The organism is Streptomyces sp. SAS_272, from assembly GCF_052543235.1.
On record NZ_JBMNDR010000086.1, the window covers coordinates 15391 to 40235 of the forward strand.

Annotated in this window: 24 protein-coding genes and 1 pseudogene; 14 read left to right on the forward strand and 11 right to left on the reverse strand. The window is 71.6% G+C overall.

The genetic code is table 11. The annotated features are described in order from the left end of the window. Window positions 1-30 precede the first annotated feature (30 nt). Window positions 31-1041: an LLM class F420-dependent oxidoreductase gene (locus ACN6LD_RS34245; RefSeq protein ID WP_319191753.1), complete on the forward strand. Its 1011-nt coding sequence runs from the start codon at window positions 31-33 to the stop codon at window positions 1039-1041. A 64-nt stretch (window positions 1042-1105) separates the two neighbouring features. Next, on the forward strand, window positions 1106-1396 hold the full coding sequence (locus tag ACN6LD_RS34250; protein ID WP_057583141.1) for a hypothetical protein: 291 nt from the start codon (window positions 1106-1108) through the stop codon (window positions 1394-1396). Window positions 1397-1508: 112 nt separating this feature from the next. Here ACN6LD_RS34250 and ACN6LD_RS34255 read toward each other — a convergent pair whose 3' ends face one another. From ACN6LD_RS34255 to ACN6LD_RS34265, 3 genes are read right to left on the reverse strand one after another with little or no spacing between them, the layout of a single operon-like run. Next, window positions 1509-2579, reverse strand: a complete 1071-nt coding sequence (locus tag ACN6LD_RS34255; protein ID WP_445045200.1) for a prenyltransferase — start codon at window positions 2577-2579, stop codon at window positions 1509-1511. After that, the gene (locus tag ACN6LD_RS34260; protein WP_445045201.1) at window positions 2576-3310 is read right to left on the reverse strand and encodes a class I SAM-dependent methyltransferase; all 735 of its coding nucleotides are present in this window, start codon (window positions 3308-3310) and stop codon (window positions 2576-2578) included. Before ACN6LD_RS34260 ends, ACN6LD_RS34255 begins: the two co-directional genes overlap by 4 nt. Further along, the gene (locus tag ACN6LD_RS34265) at window positions 3304-4788 is read right to left on the reverse strand and encodes a glycosyltransferase family 4 protein (RefSeq protein WP_445045202.1); all 1485 of its coding nucleotides are present in this window, start codon (window positions 4786-4788) and stop codon (window positions 3304-3306) included. Before ACN6LD_RS34265 ends, ACN6LD_RS34260 begins: the two co-directional genes overlap by 7 nt. A 242-nt stretch (window positions 4789-5030) precedes the next feature. On the opposite strand from ACN6LD_RS34265, the gene ACN6LD_RS34270 reads away from it, so the two are divergent. After that, entirely contained in the window at window positions 5031-5660 is a 630-nt protein-coding gene (locus tag ACN6LD_RS34270) for a TetR family transcriptional regulator (RefSeq protein WP_445045203.1), read from the forward strand. Between the two features lie 324 nt (window positions 5661-5984). Here the strand turns inward: ACN6LD_RS34270 and ACN6LD_RS34275 are convergent, their stop codons facing one another. From ACN6LD_RS34275 to ACN6LD_RS34285, 3 genes are all read right to left on the reverse strand, one after another. Continuing rightward, window positions 5985-6218 (reverse strand): ferredoxin, encoded by a 234-nt coding sequence (locus ACN6LD_RS34275; protein ID WP_057583134.1) that lies wholly within the window; start codon window positions 6216-6218, stop codon window positions 5985-5987. A gap of 6 nt (window positions 6219-6224) precedes the next feature. Beyond that, window positions 6225-7682: an aldehyde dehydrogenase gene (locus ACN6LD_RS34280; protein ID WP_445045204.1), complete on the reverse strand. Its 1458-nt coding sequence runs from the start codon at window positions 7680-7682 to the stop codon at window positions 6225-6227. A gap of 109 nt (window positions 7683-7791) precedes the next feature. Then, complete coding sequence (locus tag ACN6LD_RS34285; protein WP_319191740.1) at window positions 7792-8031, reverse strand: hypothetical protein; 240 nt, start codon at window positions 8029-8031, stop codon at window positions 7792-7794. 290 nt (window positions 8032-8321) lie between these two features. On the opposite strand from ACN6LD_RS34285, the gene ACN6LD_RS34290 reads away from it, so the two are divergent. The 9 genes from ACN6LD_RS34290 (at window position 8322) to ACN6LD_RS34330 (ending at window position 18047) form a co-directional block, all read left to right on the forward strand. Beyond that, window positions 8322-9389 carry an MBL fold metallo-hydrolase gene (locus ACN6LD_RS34290; protein WP_445045205.1) on the forward strand — a complete coding sequence of 356 codons (1068 nt, stop codon included), beginning with the start codon at window positions 8322-8324 and terminating at the stop codon, window positions 9387-9389. Between the two features lie 52 nt (window positions 9390-9441). Then, window positions 9442-9900 (forward strand): nuclear transport factor 2 family protein, encoded by a 459-nt coding sequence (locus ACN6LD_RS34295; RefSeq protein WP_445045206.1) that lies wholly within the window; start codon window positions 9442-9444, stop codon window positions 9898-9900. A gap of 601 nt (window positions 9901-10501) precedes the next feature. Continuing rightward, window positions 10502-11755, forward strand: a complete 1254-nt coding sequence (locus ACN6LD_RS34300) for a prenyltransferase/squalene oxidase repeat-containing protein (protein WP_319197539.1) — start codon at window positions 10502-10504, stop codon at window positions 11753-11755. After that, window positions 11752-12513 (forward strand): SCO2322 family protein, encoded by a 762-nt coding sequence (locus ACN6LD_RS34305; RefSeq protein ID WP_445045207.1) that lies wholly within the window; start codon window positions 11752-11754, stop codon window positions 12511-12513. The genes ACN6LD_RS34300 and ACN6LD_RS34305 overlap by 4 nt, the downstream gene beginning before the upstream one ends. Then, window positions 12506-13579 (forward strand): energy-coupling factor transporter transmembrane component T, encoded by a 1074-nt coding sequence (locus tag ACN6LD_RS34310; protein WP_445045208.1) that lies wholly within the window; start codon window positions 12506-12508, stop codon window positions 13577-13579. Before ACN6LD_RS34305 ends, ACN6LD_RS34310 begins: the two co-directional genes overlap by 8 nt. Next, window positions 13576-15417 (forward strand): ABC transporter ATP-binding protein, encoded by a 1842-nt coding sequence (locus ACN6LD_RS34315; RefSeq protein WP_445045209.1) that lies wholly within the window; start codon window positions 13576-13578, stop codon window positions 15415-15417. The genes ACN6LD_RS34310 and ACN6LD_RS34315 overlap by 4 nt, the downstream gene beginning before the upstream one ends. Before the next feature lie 167 nt (window positions 15418-15584). Beyond that, window positions 15585-16367, forward strand: a complete 783-nt coding sequence (locus tag ACN6LD_RS34320) for an ECF transporter S component (RefSeq protein ID WP_445045212.1) — start codon at window positions 15585-15587, stop codon at window positions 16365-16367. Window positions 16368-16704: 337 nt separating this feature from the next. After that, window positions 16705-17127, forward strand: coding sequence for an aggregation-promoting factor C-terminal-like domain-containing protein (locus tag ACN6LD_RS34325; protein ID WP_319197133.1), 423 nt, complete (start codon window positions 16705-16707; stop codon window positions 17125-17127). Window positions 17128-17297: 170 nt separating this feature from the next. Next, window positions 17298-18047, forward strand: coding sequence for a YoaK family protein (locus tag ACN6LD_RS34330; protein WP_445045210.1), 750 nt, complete (start codon window positions 17298-17300; stop codon window positions 18045-18047). 98 nt (window positions 18048-18145) lie between these two features. On the opposite strand, the gene ACN6LD_RS34335 is transcribed toward ACN6LD_RS34330, so the two are convergent. After that, window positions 18146-19384: a cytochrome P450 gene (locus ACN6LD_RS34335; protein ID WP_445045211.1), complete on the reverse strand. Its 1239-nt coding sequence runs from the start codon at window positions 19382-19384 to the stop codon at window positions 18146-18148. Between the two features lie 193 nt (window positions 19385-19577). Between ACN6LD_RS34335 and ACN6LD_RS34340 the strand changes: the two genes are divergently transcribed. Then, complete coding sequence (locus tag ACN6LD_RS34340; RefSeq protein ID WP_319197139.1) at window positions 19578-20747, forward strand: steroid 3-ketoacyl-CoA thiolase; 1170 nt, start codon at window positions 19578-19580, stop codon at window positions 20745-20747. On the opposite strand, the gene ACN6LD_RS34345 is transcribed toward ACN6LD_RS34340, so the two are convergent. Next, window positions 20731-21042: a DUF397 domain-containing protein gene (locus tag ACN6LD_RS34345; protein WP_445045213.1), complete on the reverse strand. Its 312-nt coding sequence runs from the start codon at window positions 21040-21042 to the stop codon at window positions 20731-20733. The genes ACN6LD_RS34340 and ACN6LD_RS34345 overlap by 17 nt on opposite strands. Between ACN6LD_RS34345 and ACN6LD_RS34350 the strand changes: the two are divergent. After that, a pseudogene (locus ACN6LD_RS34350) lies at window positions 20963-22143 on the forward strand (IS701 family transposase). The gene ACN6LD_RS34345 and the pseudogene ACN6LD_RS34350 sit on opposite strands and share 80 nt — an antisense overlap. 113 nt (window positions 22144-22256) lie before the next feature. On the opposite strand, the gene ACN6LD_RS34355 reads toward ACN6LD_RS34350, so the two are convergent. From ACN6LD_RS34355 to ACN6LD_RS34365, 3 genes are all read right to left on the reverse strand, one after another. Beyond that, the gene (locus ACN6LD_RS34355) at window positions 22257-23021 is read right to left on the reverse strand and encodes an IS5 family transposase (RefSeq protein WP_319198584.1); all 765 of its coding nucleotides are present in this window, start codon (window positions 23019-23021) and stop codon (window positions 22257-22259) included. A gap of 188 nt (window positions 23022-23209) precedes the next feature. Next, window positions 23210-24027, reverse strand: a protein-coding gene (locus ACN6LD_RS34360; RefSeq protein WP_319192110.1) for an IS5 family transposase whose coding sequence is annotated in 2 segments (ribosomal slippage) — window positions 23210-23677 and window positions 23680-24027 — 816 coding nt in all. Because the reading frame shifts where the segments join, the coding sequence is not laid out codon by codon here. Between the two features lie 46 nt (window positions 24028-24073). Further along, window positions 24074-24658 (reverse strand): DinB family protein, encoded by a 585-nt coding sequence (locus tag ACN6LD_RS34365; RefSeq protein WP_319192109.1) that lies wholly within the window; start codon window positions 24656-24658, stop codon window positions 24074-24076. Window positions 24659-24845: the final 187 nt, after the last annotated feature.

Here is a 24845-nt window from a genome sequence, read left to right on the forward strand (position 1 = left end):
CTCTGTCTGACACACCGTCAGGAGGCGGGCATGCGGCTCGGTCTGGCGCTCGGCTACTGGGGGCGCGGCCCCTCCCCCGACCATGTGGAGCTGGCCCGCGAGGCGGAACGGCTCGGCTACGACTCCGTGTGGACGGCGGAGTCGTGGGGGTCGGACGTCTTCACCCCCCTCACCTGGATCGCCGCTCGGACGTCGACGATCAGGCTGGGCACCGCGGTCGCGCAGATGGCGGCCCGCTCCCCCACCACGACGGCGATGCACGCGCTGACCCTGGACCACCTCTCCGGCGGCCGGATGATGCTCGGGCTGGGGCTGTCCGGCCCGCAGGTCGTCGAGGGCTGGTACGGCCGGCCGTTCCCGAAGTCGCCCCTGACGGCGACCCGGGAGTACGTGGACGTCGTGCGGCAGGTGCTGCGGCGCCAGGCTCCGGTGGAACTCGACGGCCGCTTCCACACGCACCCCTACCGCGGCGCCGACGCGACGGGCCTCGGGCGGCCGTTGAAGTCCATCACCCATCCCCTCCGCGCCGACCTTCCGGTGCTGCTGGGCGCGGAGGGGCCGAAGAACGTCGCCCAGACGATCCGTATCGCCGACGGCTGGCTGCCGCTGTACTGGTCGCCGAACCGGCCGGACGCCTACGGCCCGGCGGTGGCGGAGCTGCCGGAGGGCTTCCGGGTCGCCCCGCTGGCCCGGGTCAAGGTCTGCGACGACGTCGGCGAGGGCCTGTTGGGCGTGAAGGCGATGCTCGGTTTCTACATCGGGGGCATGGGGCACGCCACCCGCAACTTCCACGCCGACCTGATGGCGCGCATGGGCTACGAGGAGGAGGCCCGGCGGGTGCAGGACCTGTTCCTGGCCGGCCGCCGCGAGGAGGCCGTGCTCGCGGTGCCGGACGCCTTCGCCGACGAGATCTCCCTCGTCGGCCCCCGCGAACGCATCGCCGAGCGGCTGGAGTCGTGGCGCAAGGGCCCGGTGACGGATCTGCTGGCGGTCGCACCGGACCCGACGACGCTGCGGGTGCTGGCGGAACTCAACTCCTGACGCGGCCGGTTCCGTGCCGGGCGGCCCGAGGTTTCATCCGGAATCGAACGGCAATCCGGAGAACATGTCTCGATATCGCAGTGGTTCCAACTCCGCCGGAACGGTCATCGCGGTGGTAGCGGACGTCATGGCTGTCATCCTCGGCCTGTGGATCCTGATGTACCTGCTGGACGCCAACCGGGGCAACGACCTCGTCCAGTTCGTGCATCACGCCGCCAACTGGCTGGCCGGCTGGTCCCGTGACCTCTTCACGTTCGACGAGGCGTGGGCGAGGGTCGTGGCCGGCTACGGTCTGGCGGCGGTGGTGTACCTGTTCGTCGGCCACGCCATCGCCAACCGCGTCCACCGCCACTGACGTCCCCGCCTGCGTCCCCGGGCGCGGTCCGCGCTCGGGGACGTCAGGTGCGGCGGTCCGCGCTCGGGGGCGTCAGGGTGCGGCAGTCCGCGCCCGAGGTGCAACAGTCCCCTCAGGCGCAGCAGTCCGCTTCGAGTCCTGCGGGAAGCTGCTCGCCGCCGAACACGGCGCAGGTGGCTTCGTGGCCGCCGAGGGCCGCGACCGCGAGCAGCAACGACCCCGCCGTCCAGGTGGTGAGTTCCAGGGGCCAGATCGCCTCGTCCTCGAAGACGAACCCGGTCCAGTACAGCCCCGAGTCCGCGTCCCGCAGGTGCTGGATGGACTGCAGGATCTCCAGCGCCCGGTCGGACTCGCCCATCGCCCACAGCGCGAGGGCGAGTTCGGCCGATTCTCCGCCCGTCACCCACGGATTGGGCACGACGCACCGCACACCGAGGCCCGGCACCACGAACCGCTCCCACTCCGCCTCGATGCGGGACTTGGCCTCCGCGCCGGTCAACGCGCCGCCCAGCACCGGGTAGTACCAGTCCATCGAGTAGCGGTCCTTGTCGAGGAACCGCTCGGGATGCCGTCGTATCGCGTGCCGCAGCGCGCCGGCCGCCAACTCCCAGTCGGGCTGCGCCTCTTCGCGCTGCTCGGCGATGGCGAGCGCACAGCGCAGCGCCTGGTGGATCGAGGAGGAGCCGGTGAGCAGCGCGTCGGCCGTGGGCGTGCCGTCGTCGTCGCGCCGCCAGCCGATCTGTCCGCCCGGCTGCTGCAGCCGCAGCACGTACTCGATCGCCGCGTACACGCTCGGCCACATCCGGTCGAGGAAGGTGTCGTCGCCGGTGGAGAGGTAGTGGTGCCAGACGCCGACCGCTATGTAGGCGACGAAGTTCGTCTCGCGCCCCCGGTCGGTGACGTCGTCGTGGGCGCCGTCGGCGTAGGCGGCGTACCAGGAGCCGTCGTCGTTCTGGTGCCGGGCCAGCCAGGCGTAGGCGCGTGCGGCGGCCTCGTGCTCGCCCGCGGCGTCCAGGGCCATCGCGGCCTCGGTGTGGTCCCAGGGGTCGAGGTGGTGGCCCCTGAACCACGGGATGGCCCCGTCCTCCCGCTGCACGGCGAGGATGCCGGCGACGGTCGCGGCGGCCTGCCCTGCGGTGAGGACCCCGGGCAGGACCAGGTGTTCTGTCCGGGGAGTGGTCACCGCGCGTCCACCGCGGGCAGGTGCGGCTTGGTCGCGTAGGCCACGAAGCTCTTGCCGATCAGCGGGTTGAGAGCCTGCTCGGCGACCCGGGTGGCCAGCGGCTTCTTCATGATGTCCCAGACCAGCAGCTTGTGGTACGCCCGCACCGGCAGCGCCTTGTCGTTGTCGACGCCGAACGCGCACTTCAGCCACCAGTACGGGGAGTGCAGCGCGTGGGCGTGGTGGGTGCCGTAGGGCTTGAGGCCGGCCTCGCGGATCTTCTCGAGGAGTTCGTCCGCCTTGTAGATGCGGATGTGGCCGCCCTCGACCTCGTGGTAGGCGTCGGAGAGGGTCCAGCAGACCTTCTCGGGGCCGTAGCGCGGGACGGTGATCGCGATGCGTCCGCCCGGCTTGAGGACCCGCACCATCTCGGCGAGGACGCCCTTGTCGTCGGGGATGTGCTCCATGACCTCGGAGATGATCACGACGTCGAAGGAGTCGTCGGGGAAGGGCAGCGCGAGCGCGTCCCCCTCCATGGCGGTCGCGGTGGCGCCCTCGGGGGCCTCGCCGGCCTCCTTCATCGCCGCGAACCACTTGGCGACCTCGCGGATCTCCTCGGCGTTCTGGTCGAGGGCCACGACCTGCGCGCCGCGCCGGTAGCACTCGAAGGCGTGCCGCCCGGCCCCGCAGCCGAGGTCCAGGACTCGGTCGCCCGGGGCGAGCGGGAACCGGGAGAAGTCGACGGTCAGCACGTGGCCCTGCTTTCGCGATCGGATGCTTCGGATACGACGTCGGCCGTCGCCACGGCCTCGACGGTCCCGACGGCCTCGGGGGCGCCGGCGGCGAGCGGGGCCGCGGACGTCCGGTGAGCTTCGGGGGCTTCGGAGGCGCCGTGGGCGTCGGAGGCCGGGGCGACCCGTGCACGGCCGCCGTCGGCTATCGCCTCGCGGTACCGGGCGACGGTCCCCTCGGCTGCCCGCGCCCAGGTGAACCGCTCCAGCACGCGTCGCCGGCCGGCCGCGCCGAGCCTGGCCCGCAGGGCGGGGTCGGCCAGCAGCCGGCCGAGGCCCGCGGCCAGTGCGCCCGCGTCGCCCGGCGGCACGGCCAGACAGGTCTCCCCGTCGCGCCCGGCGACCTCGGGGATGGCCCCGCCGGTCGTGGCGAGCAGCGGGGCGCCGGTGGCCATGGCCTCGGCGGCCGGCAGGGAGAAGCCCTCGTACAGCGACGGCACGCAGGCGACCTCGGCCGAGCGCACCAGGTCGACGAGTTCGGCGTCGGAGATGCCCTTGACGAACTCGACGGAGCCTTCGAGGCCGTACCGCTCGATCGCCTGGGCGACCGGCCCCTCCTGGGGGCGCTTGCCGACGACGACGAGATGGGCGTCCGGGTGCTCGGTGCGCACCTTCGCCAGCGCCTCGACGAGGAAGACCAGGCCCTTGAGCGGGACGTCCGCGCTGGACGTGGTCACGATCCGGCCCGGCACGACGGCCACGGACGGGTCGGGCGAGAACAGGTCGGCGTCGGCGCCGATGTGGACGACGTGGATGCGGTCGTCGCGGACGCCGAGGTGGTCGGCGATCTCCTGCCGGGAGGTGCCGGAGACGGTGAGCACGGACGGCAGCCGGCGCGCCACGCGCTTCTGCATCCGGGTGAACGCGTACCAGCGGCGCACCGAGAGGCGTCGCCCTCGTCCCTCGGCGGCGTCCAGCTCCAACTGCCGGTCGACGGTGATGGGGTGGTGGATGGTGGTGACCAGCGGTGCGCCGACGTCGCCCAGCAGTCCGTAGCCCAGGGTCTGGTTGTCGTGGACGACGTCGAACTCCCCGCGGCGGGCGCGCAGATGGCGGCGGGCCCGCAGGGAGAACGTCAGCGGCTCGGGGAACCCGCCGGTCCACATCGTCGCCACTTCGAGGGCGTCGATCCAGTCCCGGTACTCGCCCCGTCCGGGCGTGCGGAAGGGGTCCGGCTGGCGGTAGAGGTCGAGGCTGGGCAGTTCGGTGAGCGTGACCCGGTCCTCCTGCCCCGGGTCGAGCACGGGGTAGGGCTGGGAGCCGATCACCTCGACGCTGTGCCCGAGCCGGGCGAGCTCCCTCGACAGATGCCGTACGTAGACGCCCTGCCCCCCGCAGAACGGGTTCCCCTTATAGGTGAGGAGTGCGATCTTGAGCGGTCGCTCGCCGTCGGAAGCACGGTCACGCCGGGACCCCGCCTGACTGGCCTCAGCGGTCACTCCGGGCCCCCTTCTGCCTGCATTGTCCCGCGAGACTACGACGGGACGCTAATGTAGAACAAGTTTCAGACTTGATCGTTCGGGAGGCTCTGAATCTACCGGCAGGTAGGAGCGCTGAGAGCAGTGGATCAGGTGATTCACGCCACGACCGGCAGGGGCCGGCCGCTCTGCCGAGTCGCATGATCACCGCCCCCTCACCGACGGTCACCACGACCGTCACGGAACGGACCGGAGCGGGACCCATGTCTGCGGATGCCACCCCACAGCGCCCGGCGCACTCACCTCTCACCGAACGTCAGGAGGCGCGCCGTCGCCGCATCCTGCACGCGAGCGCGCAGTTGGCCAGCCGGGGCGGCTTCGACGCGGTGCAGATGCGGGAGGTCGCCGAGTCCTCGCAGGTCGCGCTCGGCACGCTCTACCGCTACTTCCCCTCCAAGGTGCATCTGCTGGTCGCCACGATGCAGGACCAGTTGGAGCACATGCACGGCACGCTGCGCAAGAAGCCCCCGACCGGCGAGAGCGCCGCGGAGCGCGTCGCGGAGACCCTGATGCGCGCCTTCCGCGCCCTGCAGCGCGAGCCGCATCTGGCGGACGCGATGGTGCGCGCGCTGACCTTCGCCGACCGCAGCGTCTCGCCGGAGGTGGACCAGGTGTCCCGTCAGACGACGGCGATCATCCTGGACTCGATGGGACTGACCGATCCCACACCCCAGCAGCTCTCCGCGGTCCGCGTCATCGAGCACACCTGGCACTCGGCGCTGATCACCTGGCTGTCCGGCCGCGCGTCCATCGCGCAGGTGCGCATCGACATCGAGACGGTGTGCCGGCTGATCGACGTCACCGACCCGAAGACCCCGGGGGCGCGCACGTAGAGCACGCAGTGCCGCGCAGAGCGCACAGAGCGCACAGAGCGCACAGAGCCGCATAGAGCACCCGATGCCGCGCCGAGCGCACAGAGCGGCGTTCGCGGTCGGGGCACGCGGAGACCTACGAGGCGACCGGGGTTCTCCGTCCGGCCCTGGCCTGCGGCCTTCCGGTCCCTCAGTCCGTCCGTCGACGTCGGCCCCGGCGGATGCCCTGTCATACGGCGTCACGCCCGAGTCGGCTACTCCGGTCGAACTCCCTCACTCGCCTCGTAGGCCACTACCAGAATAGAACACGCGAAGCAGAATCAAACCCCCCAATTCGGATATTTCTCACTCGTCAGGCGGAAAGACCGCCTCGCCGTTCCCCACCAGCGTGATCATGATCGCCTCCACCGGACAGCTCTCCGCCGCGGCGAGCACCCGCTCATTGGCGTCCATGTCCGGATCCGCCGGATGGGACTGCCGCGCGGTGTCCAGCCGGAAGCCGCCGGGTGCGTGATGGACGCACTGGGCGGAGCCGATGCACAGGGAGCGGTCCACCTCGACGTGCCAGCGGTCTCCCATGGCAGCTCAGCCCTCCCAGCCCGCCGGCAGGTGGATCATCTTGTGCTCCAGGTACTCGCCGAACCCCTCCGGCCCGAACTCCCGCCCCAGTCCGGAGTTCTTGTAGCCGCCGAACGGGCCGAGCATGTCGAGGCTGAAGGTGTTCACGGAGTACGTCCCGGTGCGGACCTGGCGTGCGATCTCGACGCCGTGCTCGACGTCGGCCGTCCACACGCTGCCGCTGAGCCCGTAGTCGGAGTCGTTGGCGATCTTGAGGGCCTCGGACTCGTCGCCGTAGGGCAGCAGGCAGATCACCGGGCCGAAGATCTCCTCGCGGGCGATCCGCATGGAGTTGTCGACGTCGCCGAAGAGGGTCGGCTCGACGTACCAGCCGCGCTCCAGGCCCGGCGGACGTCCCCCGCCCGTGAGGATCTTCGCGCCCTCGTCCTGGCCGATGCGGATGTAGTCGAGGTTGCGGCGCTGCTGGCGCTCGGCCACCAGCGGGCCGACCTGGGTCGCCGGGTCCAGCGGGTCGCCCACGACCAGTGCGGCCGCCGCGGCGGCGAAGGCTTCGGCGAAGTCGTCGTAGCGCGAGCGCGGCAGCAGGATGCGGGTCTGGGCGACACAGGCCTGGCCGTTGTTCATCCAGGCGGCCGAGACGATTCCCGGGACGGCGGTGGCGATGTCCGCGTCCGGCAGGACGACGGCCGCCGATTTCCCGCCCAGCTCCAGGGTGACCCGGGTGAGGTTGCGGGAGGCCACCTCCATGACCCGCTTGCCGGCCTCGACCGAACCCGTGAAGGAGACCTTGTCGACGCCGGGATGCCCGACCAGGTACTCGCTCACCTCGCGGTCCGCCGGGAGGATCGACAGCACGCCCTCCGGCAGCCCCGCCTCCCGCGCGATGTCCGCGAGGACGTACGCGTCCAGCGGCGTCTCCGGCGACGGCTTGAGGATCACCGTGCAGCCCGTGAGCAGCGCGGGCGCGAGTTTGGCCGCGGCGACGAACTGCGGGACGTTCCAGGGGACGACGGCGGCGACCACGCCGACCGGCTCGCGCCGCACGAGGATCCTGCCGAGCACGCCGTCTCGCCGCTCCTCGTAGGTGAAGTCGCCGGCGACCTTGATCGCCGAGTCCCACACCATCATCGCGCCGAGGGCCTGCGCGAGGACGCTCCAGGAGTACGGCGAGCCGTTCTCGGCGGAGATCACCCGGGCGAGCTCCTCGTGACGCGCGAGGATGCCGTCCTTGATCCGGGTGACGACCGCGATCCGCTCGTCGAGCGGGAGCCGGGGCCACGGCCCCTCGTCGAAGGCCTGCCGGGCGACCGCGACGGCACGGTCCACATCGGCCCGCGAGGCGTGCGGCACCCGCCCGATGACCTCCTCGGTGTGCGGCGAGATCACCTCGATGACGGCATCGCCCAGGGGGTCCGTCAACGTGCCGCCGATGAACAGCTGTCCGTGTTCCACGAGCTCGGCCATGGCCACTGCCTTCGTTTCTGACGGTATTTCAGAAACTGATACCAGTTCCCGTCACACTAAGCCAGGGCCGCCACCGAACCCGCCCTCACCAGCGGCTTCTCCGCACCGCTCAACCCCCCGACGCGCCGTCCCGCGCCATCAGCTCGTCCAGCCGCACCAGCAGCCCCTTCAGTGCGGCGACCCCCAGATCCGACGCCCAGGAACCCTCGAGCTCAGCCATGTCGCACCCGTCGGCCACCCCCTTGAGGACCCCCAGCGCCAGCCCCGCCCACTGCCGTTCGGTCAGGCAGTCGGGCCGACCGACCGACTGCCGCGCAGGCCCGTCCGGCGCCGAGTCGACGTCCGTCACGGGCGGTCCGCCGGCCTGAGCAGGTGACGCACCCTCAGCGTTCCTCGCGATATCCATCACACCCACGTCCTCCGGAAGGGAATCCCCTGCGCATCCCGAGCTTCGAACAGGCCGTGCGGAGAAGGCGGCCGCTCGTTCGCTTCCCCCTCACAGAGCTCGGCAGGACACGCCAGGAGACCCTACGGCCCGCCGACGCCGGTCAGCCCAACGCCCTGCGCCGTCCGGTGACTTGAGCACCCATTGGAACGAGTTCTAGTTATAGTGGGCGATGGTCGGGCGACGGAGGGCAGATGAAGCGCAGTCAGGACGGACCCGACGACGGAACCGGCACGTTCGACCATGGCGGCGGAGTCCGCTCCTTGCGGGTGCCGATCCCCGACAACCCCCTCGGCCACACCCTGGTGTACGTCGTCGACACCGACCGCGGGCCGGTGCTGATCGACACCGGCTGGGACGACCCGTCCGCCTGGGAGGCCCTGACCTCGGGACTGACCTCGTGCGGCACGTCCGTCGAGGCCCTGCACGGGGTCGTCGTCACCCACCACCACCCCGATCACCACGGGCTGTCCGGGAAGGTGCGGGAGGCCTCCGGGGCGTGGGTGGCGATGCACGCGGCGGACGCCGCGATCGTGCGGCGGACCCGGGGGACGAAGCCCGAGCGCTGGTACACGTACATGGCGGACAAGCTCACGGCCGCCGGCGCCCCCGAGGAGCACATCGCGCCCCTGCGCACGGCTCCGGCCCGCCGCCGCACACTGCCCGGCCTGGCGCCCGCCCTCCCCGACCGGGAGATCGTCCCCGGCGAGTTCCTCGACCTCCCCGGCCGCCGGCTGCGCGCGATCTGGACCCCGGGCCACACCCCGGGCCATGTCTGCCTGCATCTCGAGGAGGAGCACCCCGCCCGACTCGGGGGTCACGGCCGGCTGTTCTCCGGCGACCATCTGCTCCCGGAGATCACCCCGCACATCGGCCTCTACGAGGACCCGGACGACGACACCGTCACCGACCCCCTCGGCGACTATCTGGACTCCCTCGAACGCGTCGGCCGCCTCGGCCCCGCCGAGATCCTCCCGGCCCACCAGCACGCCTTCACCGACGCGCCTTCCCGCGTACGGGAGTTGCTCGCCCACCACGAGGACCGCCTCACCGGCCTCCTGGCCCTCCTCTCCGTCCCCCTCACCGCCTGGCAGGTCGCCGAACGCATGGAGTGGAACCGTCCCTGGGACCAGATCCCCTACGGCTCCCGCAACATCGCGGTCTCGGAGGCGGAGGCGCATCTGCGCAGACTCGTGAAACAGGGCCGGGCGGAGGCGGTGACGGGAAGCGATCCGGTGACGTACGCGGCTGTCGCGGCGTGACGTCGGTGAAAACACGATCGCCGTATCGCTGTCGCGCCTGTTAGACAGACATATGGACCCTCTGGAGCGCCTGCTCGCCGAACGCGCCTGCGAGCGCCTCGTCGTCGACTTCGTCCACCGTCTCGACCTCGGCGAACCCGGCGGCGTGGCCGCGCTGTTCACCGAGGACGGCAGCTGGGAGTGGCCGGCCGGCGAGCGGCTGGTCGTGGGGCGCGAGGCCCTGCGGGAGTACTTCGGCTCGCGTCCCGCCGACCGGCTGTCCCGCCGTCTGATGGCGAACATCCTCGTCACGGCGACCGGTCCGGACTCCGCGCACGCGGTCTCGTACTTCTCGACGCACCGGATCGACGGCTACGCGGGCGGCGTCGTCCCCGCCGGCCCGCCCGTCCAGGTCGGCCACTACGAGGACGCGTTCCGGCGGGTCGGCGGCGAATGGCTGCTGGCACGGCGGGTCCTGTTCCTCCCGTTCGGAGGACCGACCCCGCACGCCGCTACACCGTCGACGACCTGACCGACTCAGCGGCCGGTGCGATGAGTTCCCTCTCCCCCGCCTCCAGCGTGCCTGCCGTGAAGGCCTGGAGCGTCGTCGGACCGTCCAGCCGTTCCCTCACCAGGTCGGCGCGCGAGACGGGGGGCCGGACGGCCGGCGCCGGGCAGCCGTGCGTGCGCACATGCGCCGTCACCGCCGCCTCGGCGACCGCGTCGGCCCCACCCCTCCCGGTCCCGGCGCAGCACCCGGGCCTCGCAGAACTCGTGCACATCGGCCGTGCGGCCCGAGCCGGGCAGCCTCCCCACAGTTGGCATGAGCATGAATCTACGGTCCCCGGGGACCCCGTCGGACCGGTTCCTACCTGCCGGTAGAGTGGCCGCGTCGTCCACGCCCGTACAGGGGGAAGCCGGTGCAATTCCGACGCCGGCCCTTCCCCGAGCCTCGGCTTCGCTCGCCCCGGGGAGGCCCGATCCGTAGAGCCGGATCGCCCGGTACGGGACGTGACCGGCTCGCGTGCGCCGGCAGTCCCGCCGTCGCACGGCACCGTCGAGGCATACGGAGCCGAGCCGCCGGGGTGTCCCGTGCCGCCCGGCTCCCCGACCGGGAGAGGCACCCGCCGATCATGAACGTCCGCCGTAGCGCCACGGCTCTCGCCGCCGCCACCGTCGTGCTGGGCGCAGCAGTCCCCGCCGTGGCCGCCACTGCGTCCCCCGTCCCGTCGACGGCGAAGCCCGCCGGGCTGTACGGGACCTCCGACCCGACCTACGACGGAGTCTGGCGTCAGTCGCTGGCCCTGCTCGCGCAGCACACCGTGGGCGTCACCCCCGCCGACGAGGCGGTGGCGTGGCTGGCCGGGCAGCAGTGCGCGAACGGCGCCTTCGCCGCCTTCCGCGCCGATCCCGCCAAGCCCTGCGACGCGAAACTGATGACCGACACCAACAGCACGGCTGCCGCCGTCCAGGCGCTGACCGCCCTCGGCGGTCACCGGGCCGCGGCGGACAAGGCGGTCGGCTGGCTGAAGTCCGTCCAGAACGCCGACGGCGGCTGGGGCTACTCCGCGGGCGGTGCGAGCGACGCGAACTCGACGTCCGTCGTGGCGGGGGCGCTGGCGGCGGCCGGGCAGCAGCCCGCGCAGGTGCGGAAGGCCGGGAAGTCGCCGCTCGACGCGCTCGGGAAGCTCGCCCTTCCGTGCGGCGGGGACGGCGGCGGCGCGTTCGCCTACCAGCCGGACAAGAAGGGCGCCCTCGCGGCCAACGCGGACGCGACGGCGGCGGGCGTGCTCGGCGCCCTCGGCGAGGGCTTCGCGGCGACGGCCGGAAAGACCTCGGCGGCCCCCGTGTGCAGCGGCACGCCCGGCGCGCTCACCCCGGCCGACCTCGCCCGCAACGGTGCCGCCCACCTCGCCCGGGCGGTCGCCGCCACCGGCCACCTCACGTCGGCCCTGCCCGGCGCCGAGGACCAGCCCGACTACGGCAACACCGCCGACGCGGTCGTCGCGCTCGCCGCCCAGGGCGCGGCCGAGCAGGCGGCGAAGCCCCTCGCCTGGCTGCGGCAGAACGCGGCGGCCTGGGCGAAGCAGAGCGGCCCGGCCGCCTACGCCCAGCTGCTCTTCGCCGCCCACGCCACGGGCGCCGACCCGCGCGCCTTCGGCGGCACGGACCTGATAGCCCAGCTCAACGCGACGGGCCCGACCCCCAAGGCCACCGTGCCGGCCGGCGACGGCAAGAAGGCCGAGGCCGACGCCGACGAGAAGGCCGACGAGAAGAGCGACTCGGGCTCCGGCTACAGCGTGTGGCTGATCGTCGGCGTCTTCCTCGTCGCCGGCATCGGCATCGGATTCCTGATCAGCACACGCGGCCGGAAGCGGCAGCTGTGACAGGCCGTCGGGTCGCCCTCGTCCTCGCCGCGCTGTCGCTCGTCCTCACCGGGACGGCCGGCGTGGTCGGCGCGGCCGGCCCGGCCCAGGCTGCGGGCTACCGCTACTGGTCCTTCTGGGACCGCGCCGGCGACCGCTGGACGTACGCGACCCAGGGACCGTCCACCGCCCGCCCGGCCGACGGCGACGTGCAGGGCTTCCGGTTCGCCGTGAGCGCGGACTCCCAGGACGCGTCGCAGCCGCGCGGCGCGGCCTCGTTCGCGGCGATCTGCGCCCGGACGCCCGCGCAGGACGGCGCCAAGCGCGTGGGGCTGGTCCTCGACTTCGGCACGGCTGCGGATGCCCCGGGCGGCGAGACGCCGCCGTCGCCCTCACCGCGCACGGCGTGCGCCCGGGTGTCCCCCGACGCGACGACGGCCGAGGCGCTCGCCGCCGTCGCGAAGCCCCTGCGCTACGACACGAACGCCCTGCTGTGCGCGATCGCCGGCTACCCGGAGACGGGCTGCGGGGAGCAGGTCTCGACGAACGGGTCGGCGAACGGGGCAGCGGACGGGACGGCGGACGGGACGACAGAACCGACGCAGTCGGCGCAGCCGACAGAAGGGACGCAGCCGCCCTCGCCCCAGCCCGAGGCCGGCGACGACGGCAGCGGCGGCGGCCCGTCGCTCGGCGTGTACGGCGGCGCGGCGGCCGTGGCGGTGCTCGCCGCGGCAGCGGTGTGGCAGTCACGGCGGCGGGGTTCGCGCCGGAATGGCTGACCGCCGCTCCCGCCCGCAACTCCACCCCGCCGCCTGGTGGCTCTGGGCCCTCGGTCTGGGCACCGCCGCCACCCGTACCTCCAACCCGCTCCTCCTCGGCCTGCTCCTCGCCGTGTCCGCCTACGTCGTCGCCGTGTGCCGCCCGGACACGCCCTGGGCCCGCTCCTATGCGGCGTTCCTCAGGCTCGCCCTCGCCGTGCTGGTCGTCCGGATCGTCTTCGTCGTCGTGCTGGGCTCCCCGATCCCGGGCACGCACGTCCTCGTCACGCTCCCCGAAGTCCCGCTTCCGCGCTGGGCGCAGGGCATCCGGCTGGGCGGCGCGGTCACGGCCGAGGGCCTGCTCTTCGCCCTCTACGACGCCCTGCGCCTGGCGACCCTGCTGGTGTGCGTGGGCGCGGCGAACGCCCTGGCCAGCCCCTCCCGCCTGCTGAAGACCCTGCCCGGAGCGCTCTACGAGATCGGCGTGGCGGTGGTGGTCGCCATGACGTTCGCCCCGAACCTCATCGCGGACGTCCACCGGCTGCGCGCCGCACGCCGTCTTCGGGGCCGCCCGGACCGCGGTCTGCGCGGCCTGCTCCAGGTGGGCCTGCCGGTCCTGGAGGGCGCGCTGGAACGCTCGGTGGCCCTGGCCGCCGCGATGGACGCCCGCGGCTACGGCCGTACCGCCGACGTACCCGCCCCCGTCCGCCGGACGACCGCCGCCCTCACCCTGGGCGGTCTGCTCGGCGTCTGCGCGGGAACGTACGGCCTGCTCACCGCGGCCGGCGGCGCCTACGGCCTGCCGCTGCTGCTCGCCGGCGTCGTCGCCGCCCTCGCCGGGCTGCGCCTGGGGAGCCGCCGTTCCCCGCGCACCCGGTACCGTCCGGACCGCTGGACGCCGCGGGCCTGTCTGGTCGCCGCCTCCGGCGTCGCCGCCGCGGCTCTCGTCGTCGTCGCCGCGTCCGCCGACCCGGCGGCCCTGCACCCCGGCGTGGTGCCGCTGACCGCGCCCGCCCTTCCGCTCTGGCCGGCGGCGGCCGTCCTGATCGGCCTGCTGCCCGCGTTCGTGTCCGAGGAGCCGTCGTGATCCGCTTCGAGAACGTCTCCGTGACGTACGCCGGCGTCGCCGAACCCGCCGTCGCCGACGTCGACTTCGAGATCCCCGAGGGTGAACTCGTGCTGCTGGCAGGCCCGTCGGGGGTGGGCAAGTCGACGCTCCTGGGCGCGGTCAGCGGCCTCGTCCCGCACTTCACCGGCGGCGCCCTGCGGGGCCGGGTCACGGTCGCCGGCCGTGACACCCGCACCCACAAACCGCGTGAACTCGCCGACGTCGTCGGCACCGTGGGCCAGGACCCGCTCTCGCACTTCGTGACGGACACGGTCGAGGAGGAACTCGCCTACGGCATGGAGTCGTTGGGCCTCCCGCCGGAGGTGATGCGCCGCCGCGTCGAGGAGACCCTGGACCTGCTCGGCCTGGCCGGCCTGCGCGACCGCCCCATCGCCACCCTCTCCGGCGGCCAGCAGCAGCGCGTCGCGATCGGCTCGGTGCTCACCCCGCACCCCCGGGTGCTCGTCCTCGACGAACCGACGTCCGCGCTCGACCCGGCCGCCGCAGAGGAGGTCCTCGCGGTCCTGCTCCGGCTGGTCCACGACCTGGGGACGACCGTGCTGCTGGCGGAGCACCGGCTGGAGCGCGTCCTGCAGTACGCCGACCAGGTCGCCCTGCTGCCCGCCCCCGGTGCGGCCCCCGTGCTCGGCGCACCGGCGGACGTCATGGCCGTGTCCCCGGTGTTCCCGCCGGTCGTCGCCCTGGGCCGGCTGGCGGACTGGTCGCCGCTGCCGCTGACCGTGCGCGACGCCCGACGAAGGGCCGCCGGCCTGCGGGAACGCCTCGCCGCGCGGGAAGCGCTCCGAGACACCGGCAACGCGCACGGCGACGCGCGCGACGCCACTCACGCCGGGCCGGCGACAGCGACAGCGACAGCGACAGCGACAGCGGAACCTGTACCCGTGCCAGCACCGGTCGTCGAGTCCCCGGCAAAGACAGCGGCACAGGCACAGGCACCCGGCGCCGAGTCCCCGGCGCAGACGCCGTCCGCGCGGCTCCGGGGCCTCCGCCTCCTGCGCCGCGCCCCTTCCCCGCCCCCTTCTCCCGAGGCGCCCACCGCCCTCGCGCCCCCCGCCGAGGCCCGTTCCCTGGGCGTCCGCCGGGCGGGCGTCCAGGCGTTGCGCGGCGTCGATCTCACCGTCGCGCCCGGCGAGACCGTTGCTCTCATGGGCCGCAACGGGGCGGGCAAGTCGACGCTGCTCAACGCGCTCGTGGGCCTGGTCGAGCCGTCCGCCGGGACGGTCCGCGTGTCGGGCGCCGTCCCGCACCGCGCCTCGCCCCGCGACCTGGTCCGCCGCGTCGGACTGGTCCCGCAGGAGCCGCGCGACCTGCTGTACGCCGACACGGTCGCCGCCGAGTGCGCGGCCGCCGACCGGGACGCGGGGGCCGAGCCCGGCTCCTGCCGCACCCTGGTCTCGGAGCTGCTGCCCGGGATCGGGGACGGCGTCCACCCCCGCGACCTCTCCGAGGGACAGCGCCTCACGCTCGCGCTGGCGGTCGTTCTCACCGCGCGCCCGCCGCTCCTCCTCCTCGACGAGCCGACCCGCGGCCTGGACTACGCGGCGAAGGCCCGCCTGGTCGCCGTCCTGCGCGGGCTGGCGGCGTCCGGTCACGCGATCGTGCTGGCCACGCACGACGTGGAGCTCGCCGCGGAACTGGCCCACCGGGTCGTGCTGCTCGCCGAGGGCGAGGTCATCGCGGACGGCCCGACGGCCGAGATCGTGGTCTCCTCGCCGTCCTTCGCCCCGCAGGTGACGAAGATCCTGGCCCCGCAGCGGTGGCTCACGGTCACGCAGGTGAGGGAGGCGCTGCGATGACGACCCGAACCGGAGGGCGTCCTCGCATCGGGCGGCGACCCGGAACCGGACGGCGTCCTCGCGTCGGGCGGCGACCCGGAACCGGAGGGCGTCCCCGAGCCGGGCAGACTCCCCGAGCCGGGCGGCTTCCCCGTCCCGTACGGCTCGGGCCGCGCTCCCTCGCCGCGCTGACGCTGGTCGGCTCGGTGGGCGTGGTCGCCTTCGGCTGGCCCTTCCTGGCCCCGCCCTCCTCCACGCTGAACGCCCACGCGCAGGACGCCCCCTGGCTCTTCGCGGGCCTGCTGGTGCTGCTGGTGGGGGTGGTCTCGGCGACGATCTCGGAGTCCGGACTGGGCGCGAAGGCGGTGGCGATGCTCGGCGTGCTGGCGGCGACGGGCGCCGCGCTGCGTCCGCTCGGCGCGGGGACGGCGGGCATCGAGCCGATGTTCTTCCTGATGGTGCTGAGCGGGCGGGTCCTCGGTCCGGGCTTCGGCTTCGTCCTCGGCTCGGTGACCATGTTCGCGTCCGCGCTGCTCACCGGCGGGGTGGGACCGTGGATGCCGTTCCAGATGCTGGCGATGGGCTGGTTCACGATGGGCGCGGGCCTGCTGCCGGGCGGCGACCGGCTTCGCGGCCGTGCGGAACTGCTCCTGCTGTCGGCCTACGGCTTTCTGGCCGCCTTCGCCTACGGCACGGCGATGAATCTGGCCGGCTGGCCGTTCATGGGCGCGCTGGCCTCCGGCGTCGCCTTCGATCCGGACGGGACGGTCCCGGCGAACCTGGCCCGCTTCGTGGCGTACTGCGTGGCGACCTCGCTGGGCTGGGACCTGGGGCGAGCGCTGGTCACAGTGCTGCTGACGTGCACGCTCGGTCCGGCGGTGCTGAAGGCGCTGCGCAGAGCCACCCGCCGGGCCGCCTTCGAGACCGCGGTCACATTCGAGGCCCCTCGGACGCCCTCCGAGCACCGTTGACCGGTGAACCACCCCACATGACCCACATCACCTACTATTCGACCTAGTCGGGTAAATCGGGTGCCATGGGCATGCCATTAGAGGGCCTGACCTGCATATTGAGAGCCAGGTCACACCGCCGCCCGATCCCCGACATACGACGTCCACTAGCAAAAGGGGTCTTTGCGGACAGCGTCCGATCCTGTTTCTCTGGATGACGTCGCACGGCGCCGACGAGCCCACGGGCCTCGGCGCCGCGGCATGCAGCCACCCACCGCACACCACGCGGTACGTGCCACGCACCGCGTGACTCCGGCATGCAGGCGACCGCCACCGTCCCCGAAAGAAAAGGTTCTTCGTGTCCGTCTCCGTCATCCGTCGCATCGCTTCCCCGAAGAAGGCCCTCACCGGCATCGCCGTGGCCACCGCCGCCGCGGGCATGGCGCTGTCCGCCGCTCCGGCCCACGCCGCGACGACGTCCGCGCCCTCCGCCGCCAAGGCCCAGGCGATCGCGCACAAGATGATCCCGGACGCCGCGCAGTACAAGGCCTTCTCCAACATCGTCAAGCACGAGAGCGGCTGGGACGTCGACGCCACCAACGCCTCCTCCGGCGCCTACGGCCTCGTCCAGGCCCTGCCCGGCTCCAAGATGGCCACGGCCGGCTCCGACTGGAAGACCAACGCCAAGACCCAGATCAAGTGGGGTCTGGACTACATGAACTCCCGCTACGGCAGCCCGGTCGGCGCCTGGACCTTCTGGCAGGCCAACGGCTGGTACTGAGCCACGCCGACCGCACCACCTGCACCACCTGCGCCACCTGCGCCAACCGCTTGAGCCTCACCGTGCGACCGCGCTTCGCAGCGCCCCGATACGCGTCGAAGGCGGCGGCCCCCGATCCCCCGGGCCGTCGCCTTCGGCGTTTTCTCACGTCGCCGTGCTCCACTGAGCGGATGACCGGAACCGAGCCCCCGGCAGAACCCCCGGAGCCCTCACAACCCGCACAGCCCCCACGGCCTGCACAACCCGCAACGGAACCGGGAGTACGCGGCGGCGTCCGTCTGGCCCCCGTCCTCCTCGTCCTGACCGCCATGAGCGGCCTCATCGACGCGGTCACCTATCTCGGCCTGGGGCATGTCTTCACCGCCAACATGACCGGCAACGTCGTGGTGCTGGGTTTCGCAGCCGCCGGCGCCCCGGGCTTCTCGGTCCCGCACACGGCGACGTCGCTCGCCTTCTTCCTGGCGGGCGCCGCGACCGGCGGCCGGATCGCCCGGCGGCTGGGCGACGGCTCACGCCGCGCACCGGCGCGGGCGATGCTGGTCACCGAGGCGCTGCTCCTCGCGGTCTCGGCCGCCGTGGCGGCCGCCACCTCGGACGACGCCCCGGTCACCGTCTACACGGTCATCACGCTGACCGCGTACGCCATGGGCCTGCGCAACGCGACGGTCCGCAAACTGCAGGTGCCCGGCATCACCACGACCACCGTCGTGACGATGACGCTCACCGGCCTGGCCGCCGACTCCTGGGCGGGCGACGGCTCGGGCCGGCGGTCACCGCGCCGCACGGCGGCCGTGGCCGCGATGTTCTCGGGCGCGGTGCTCGGCGCGGCCCTGGTGCTCCACGCCGACCTGGCGATTCCGCTGCTGCTGGCCGCCACGACGTCGGCGGCCCTGGCCGTCACGGTGTCCGACAGGGACTGACCACGGCCCAGGACCGACCGCAGACCGGGACCGACCGCAGACCGGGACCGACCGCGGACCAGGACCGACCGCGGGCGAGAACAGACCGCGGGCGGCCGTCACCCCGGACTGACCCTCAGCTCCTTCACCCCGTTGATCCAGGCGGACCGCAGCCGTCGCGGATCGCCCACCAGCTCCATGCCGGGCATGGCGTCGGCGATGGCGTTGAAGATGAGGTTGATCTCGAGGACGGCGAGCGACTTGCCGAGGCAGAAGTGCGGTCCGCCCCCGCCGAACCCGAGATGCGGATTGGGATCGCGGGTGACGTCGAAGGAGTCCGGGTTCTCGAACACCTCGGGATCGCGGTTGGCGGAGGCATAGAAGATCCCGACCCGGTCGCCCTTCCTGATCAGCTTGCCGCCGAGCTCGGTGTCCTGGGTGGCGGTCCGCTGGAAGGCGACGACGGGGGTGGCCCACCGCACGATCTCCTCGGCGGCGGTGCCGGGCCGTTCGCGCTTGTAGAACTCCCACTGCTCGGGGTGGGTGAGGAAGGCGTGCATCCCGTGGGTGGTGGCGTTGCGGGTCGTCTCGTTTCCGGCCACCGCGAGCATGAGGACGAAGAACCCGAACTCGTCCGAGTTCAGGTTGCCCTCGTTCTCGGCGGCCACCAGCGTGGAGACGATGTCCTGGGCGGGGCACTGCTTGCGCTCGGCGGCCATGTTCATGGCGTACGCGATCACCTCGGCGGCCGACTGCTGGCCGACCTCGGCGGTGATGGCGTACTCGGGGTCGTCGTACGCGATCATCTTGTTGGACCACTCGAAGATCTTCGCGCGGTCGTCCTGGGGGATGCCGATCAGCTCGGCGATGGCCTGCAGCGGCAGCTCCGAGGCGACGGAGGTGACGAAGTCGAAGGAGCCGCCGCCCTGTTCACGCGCCCGCTCGACGATGCCGACGGCCCGCGCCCGCAACCGCTCCTCGAGCCCCCGGATGGCCCGCGGCGTGAACCCCCGCTGCACGATCTGCCGCACGCGGGTGTGCTCGGGCGGGTCCATGTTCAGCAGGATGAACCGCTGGGCGTCGATGGAGGAGCGCTCGATGCGGTCGTTGAACCGGATGATCGCGGTGTTGAGGTAGGAGGAGAAGAGCTCGGGATGCGTGGACACGTATTTCACATCCGCGTGCCGGGTCACCGCCCAGTACCCCTCGTCCTGGAAGCCGGCGACATTGCCCGACTGCGGGATCCAGCGGACCGGTTCGGCCTGCCGCAACGCGGCGAACTCGGGCAGGGGCACGTGGTGTTGCAGCAGGTCGGGGTCGGTGAAGTCGAACCCGTCGGGAAGCGCTGGACAGTGCATCGGCGGCTCCAGCCATCTGACGACGCCGGCTACGTCGGCATCCGCAGAATCTGACGTGTCATCAGAAACAGATTGCCGAGAAGGTAGTTCAGGAGCCTCGAGGCTGCAAGACCCTTGCGGTGACGCACATCACGTCAGCAGACTGCACACAGCAGAACTAGAACACGTACTAGTTCCGAAGGGATCCGCACCCATGGCCGCCGAACCCGTGATCGTGGAAGCAGTCCGCACCCCCATCGGCAAGCGCGGCGGCGCGCTCGCCAACCTGCACCCCGCCTATCTCCTGGGCGAGACCTACCGCGAACTCCTCGGCCGCACCGGCATCCCGGCCGACGCCGTCGAACAGATCGTCGGCGGCACGGTGACCCACGCCGGCGAACAGTCCATGAACCCCGCCCGCACCGCCTGGCTGACCATGGGCCTGCCGTACGAGACGGCGGCGACAACGGTCGACTGCCAGTGCGGGTCCTCTCAACAGGCCTCGCACATGACGGCGAACATGATCGCGGCGGGCGTGATCGACGTCGGCATCAGCTGCGGCGTCGAGGCGATGAGCCGCGTCCCGCTCGGCTCGGGCTCCAAGCACGGCCCGGGAAAACCGTTCCCGGACGAGTGGAACGTCGACCTCCCCAACCAGTTCGAGGCGGCGGAACGCATCGCACGACACCGCGGCCTGACGAGGGAGGACGTGGACGGTCTTGGCGTCCTCTCCCAGAACCGGGCGGCGACGGCCTGGTCGGAGGAACGCTTCAAGCGCGAGACCTTCGCCGTCCAGGTCCCCACCACGGAGGACGAACAGGCCGCCGGCCAGGGCATGTGGCGCCTGGTCGACCGCGACGAGGGCCTGCGCGACACGTCCCCGGAGGCCCTGGCGGGCCTCAAGCCCGTGATGCCGACGGCGATCCACACGGCCGGCAACTCGTCCCAGATCAGCGACGGCGCGGCGGCGATCATGTGGGCGTCGAAACGGATGGCGAAGGCCCTGAAGCTGAAGCCGAGGGCGCGGATCGTCGCCCAGGCCCTGGTGGGCGCGAACCCCCACTTCCACCTGGACGGCCCGATCGACGCGACCCGCGCGGTGCTCGGCAAGGCGGGCATGACACTGAAGGACATCGACCTGGTCGAGATCAACGAGGCGTTCGCGTCAGTGGTGCTGAGCTGGACGAAGGTCTTCGACGCCGACCTGTCCAAGGTCAACGTCAACGGCGGCGCGATCGCCCTCGGCCACCCGGTCGGCGCTACGGGCGCCCGCCTGATCACCACGGCCCTGCACGAACTCGAGCGCACCGACAAGGAGTTCGCCCTGATCACCATGTGCGCAGGCGGCGCCCTGGCAACAGGCACGATCATCCAGCGGCTGTAACCCACTCCAGAAACACCGAGAACCCGGCGGGCTCAAGGGTGAGGACCGGGCCCGCCGGGTTCTCGGAGTGACGAACGGCGACGACGGCGGCGCCGGTGCCGGCGAAGGGCTGAACGACCTCGACACGGTTGCCGTCCTGGTCGCCTCTGTATCTGGGCTTAGCACTGCAACGGTGTCTACCGCGACTGCTGGCCAGGTTCGTCGTTGGTGTGGGTATGGGTGGGGACTTTGCTGATGTGCGGGTGTGGGCGAGTGAACTGGATACGGTGCACAGGCGGTTCGCGCACCTGTTCAGCCGGTCGGAGCCGCGGGAGTCGGCGCTGCCTATATGCGGGCCTGACCCCTCCGCTTGAGCGCAAGAACGGCTGGACCCTGGTCGAGGAGGCTGGCCATGGCGGCCCGGACCGTATCCAGCGGATGCTGAACCGGCTCGAGTCAGACGCCAACGAGGTCCTCGATAACGTCCGCCGCTACGTGGTCGACAACTTGGGTGACCGCGAAGCGGTGCTCGTCGTCGACGGCACAGGCTTTCTGAAGAAGGGCACCCGCTCGGCAGGGGTCGTGCGTCAGCATTCCGGCACCGCGGGCCCCATACCGAGAACTCCCGGCGTCTTCCTCGCCTACGCCACCGGCCGCGGACGCACACTGGTCGACCGCCGACTGTATCTGCCCCCATCGTGGCCCGACGACCGCGAACGCTGCCGGCGGGCTGGCATCGACGACACGATCGCGTTCGAGACGAAGGGGGCCGTGGCCAAGGCGACGGTCCGAAGGACCACCGCGCAGAAGATACCGTTCCGGTGGGTGACCGCGGATGCGGCCTACGGCTTCAGCAAGGGCTGGCGCTTCGAAGTCGAGCAGGCCGACGTCTTCTATGTCATGGCCACCACCTGGCACGACACCGTCGTCACCCGCTGGGCACTCGACCATCCTGTCCATGACCTGTTTTCCGGCCTGCCACGGCAGAAGTGGAAGGGCCGTTCCTGCGGCGAGGGAGCACACGGCCGACGGATCTACGACTGGGCCCGCGTCGAGGTCAGGCCCTTCCACCGCGAAGACCGCAGACACTGGGTGATCGCCCGCCGCAGCGTGAGCAGGCCCGAGGACATCTCCTACTACATCGCCTACTGCCCCGCCGAGACCACCCTGGACCAGCTGATCCGCATCGCCGGCAGCCGCTGGGCGGTGGAGGAGTGCTTCCAGACCGCGAAGCAAGAATGCGGCCTGGACGACTACCAGGTCCGCCGATACCCCGGCTGGCACCGCCACATGACCCTCGCCATGGCCGCCCCCGCCTGCCTGACCGTCCTGCGCGCCCGAGCGTTGGACACGGACAAAGCAGAAAACGGATCCTCCCAGCTCATCCATCTCAGCCTCGCCGAGAAACGACGCCTGATCACCCGTCTCACCCACCGTCGACCAGCGCCGATCGACCCATCCTGTGCTGGTCCACATGGCGCCGCAGACGCCAACACCAAGCCCGCCACAGTCACTGAGCCTTTTTCATCCTCAGTCTGAGCTGGCCAGATGGAGGGTGAGGACGGCCTGGACGAGGCTCGTGATCCGGGTCGTCGAGCAGCGGAGCTTACGGAGGAGCCGCCAGGACTTGAGGGTAGCGATGGCTTGCTCGACCAGTGCCCGGATCTTCGCATGGGACCGATTGACGGCCTGTTGACCAGCGGAGAGGCGGTCCCACCGGCCGCGGTAAGGGTGACGGACTGTGCCGCCTGCGCCCTGGTAGCCCTTGTCCGCCCAGCAGTTGATGCCGGCCTCGGCGAGGGCGTCGATGATGCCGTGCTCGCGGGCGGCCCGAACGTCATGGACGGCCCCGGCCAGGGCCGGTGAAGCCCACAGGAGACGACCCTTCGGGTCCGCGATGACCTGCACATTCATGCCGTGCTTCTTGTGTTTGCCTGAGTAGAAGGGACGGTCGGCGGCGATCCGGTCGATCGGGAGAAGCGTCCCGTCCAGGATCACGAACGCCTTCATCGACGCGGCCCGTACTGCTTCGGCGAGCGTGGGGGCGAGGGCAGCCAGGAGCTCGACGGCCTCGTTGACGTACCGGTAGACGGTTGTGGTGCTGACCCCGAAACCGGCCGCAAGCTGGGCATAGGGCTGGCCGTTGCGCAGGTGGGCGAGCGTGAGCAGGGCCTGCCGGCCCGCACTCAGGCGCCGCCATCGGGTGCCGAGAGTGCGCCGACGTTCCCTCAGGCGGGCGGCGAGGAAGCGGAGGGCAGAGCTGGACACGTCGACGCCGGACGAGTAGACAAGCATGCGAAGCCTCTGGTGGAGACGGTTCTCTTGGTCGAAAACCCATCTACCAGGGGCTTCACCCGTCTGTCAGGCCAACTGCCCAGCAGACGCGGGAGGTTGGAAAGGGCTTACTACAAACGACGCTTACACAGTCCCTGAAAACTGCCCAGCACTAAGAGCAAACACCGTTGCAGTACTTAGAGGGCGTCTCACGTGGCAAGTTTCGCGAGCTTCTTGTAGCAGGTCAGGGCAGCAGCCAGGCCGAGGAAGGCGAGGAAGTGCGAGCCCTTTCGTTCGTATCGGATGGTCAGGCGGCGGTAGCCGAAGAGCCAAGCGATCGACCGCTCGATCTTCCAGCGGTGCCGACCAAGGCGTTCGCCGGAGTCGATGCCTGGTCGCGCGATGCGCGCGACGAGCCCACGCTCGCGCAGCCGGCTGAGGTGTTCGGCGGAGAAGTACGCCTTGTCCGCGCGGAGTTTGACGGGTCGGCGCCGCCGTGGTCCCCGGCGGGACCGGACGGCGGGTATGCCGAGGATGAGCGGCTTGAGGGCGAGACTGTCGTGCATGTTCGCACCTGACACGGCGACGGCGAGGGGGATGCCCTGGGCATCGGACAGCACGTGCAGCTTGCTGCCCCTCTTGCCGCGATCGACCGGGTTCGACCCCGTCAGCGATCCCCCCTTTTGGCGCGAACGGAGGCCGCGTCGACGATCGCCGAGGTCCAGTCCACCTCGCCCCGGACCGCGAGTTCGTCCAGCACCGCCCGATGCAGCCGACGCCACAGGCCGACCTCGGTCCATACCGTGAAGCGGCGATGCGCGGTGGCGGAGGACGTGCCGAACGTCGGCGGCAGATGCCGCCAGGCACAGCCGCTGGTCAGCACGTACACCACTGCGGTGAACACGGCCCGCTCGTCACGCGGAGCGGTCCCGCCACCTTGCGGTCGAGCCGCGAACGACGGCAGTAACGGGGCGGCCAGCTCCCAGAGTTCATCAGGAACCAGACGCTTCGACAGATCAGCACTCACAGCCGGCATCATGCCGCTCGAACATCAAGTTACGTGGGACAGCCTTCTACGCCTTGACTGACGCGGCCGATCTGGCGGCCTGCTCGATCTTCGCGCAGTAGGCGTTGCGGGCGTCCTCATCGATCTGCATCTCGTGTTCGGGGCGCATCCCGGTGCGACCGTCGACGCCTTCACGCAGGATGTCGGCGTGCCCGGCATGCCGGTTGGTCTCGCCGAGGACGTGGACCATGATGGCGAACAGGTTCGTGTTGGAATAAGGCCCCGGCCACCACGGCACGTGGCCGGGGGCATCGAGGGCAAGCTCGTCGATCGTCGCGTCTGAGTGTTCCCACGTGCGCCGGTACGACTCGATGATCTGATCGCGCGCCTCGTCCTCAGCCGCCCACAGATCGCTGCCGTCGTGGTCCTGCCACCGGGGCAGCGGTTCCGGGGAAGGGCGGTCGAAGACCTCGCCGAAGTACCTGGCCTCGACGCTGGCCACGTGTTTGACCAGGCCGAGGAGGTTGGTCCCGGTCACTGTCAAAGGTCGGCGGGCGTCGTACTCGGACAGGCCGTCGAGTTTCCAGAGCAGCGCCTTGCGGTCCCGCCGCAGTCTCTCGTGCAGGCTGTTCTTCGCGAATTCATCGATCATGCGGCATGAGCCTGCCATGGGCTACTCGTGGCCTCAAGAACCCGGACGTGGACCGCAACGATCGGCAGAGCCGAAGCCTGGCCATGGCCACCGCCCCAAGCTACTCAAGAAGCTCGCGGAACTTGCCACGTGAGACAACCTCTTAAAGTGGGTCGGGTGGCCCGAAGGGTAAATCCCTTCGGGCCAC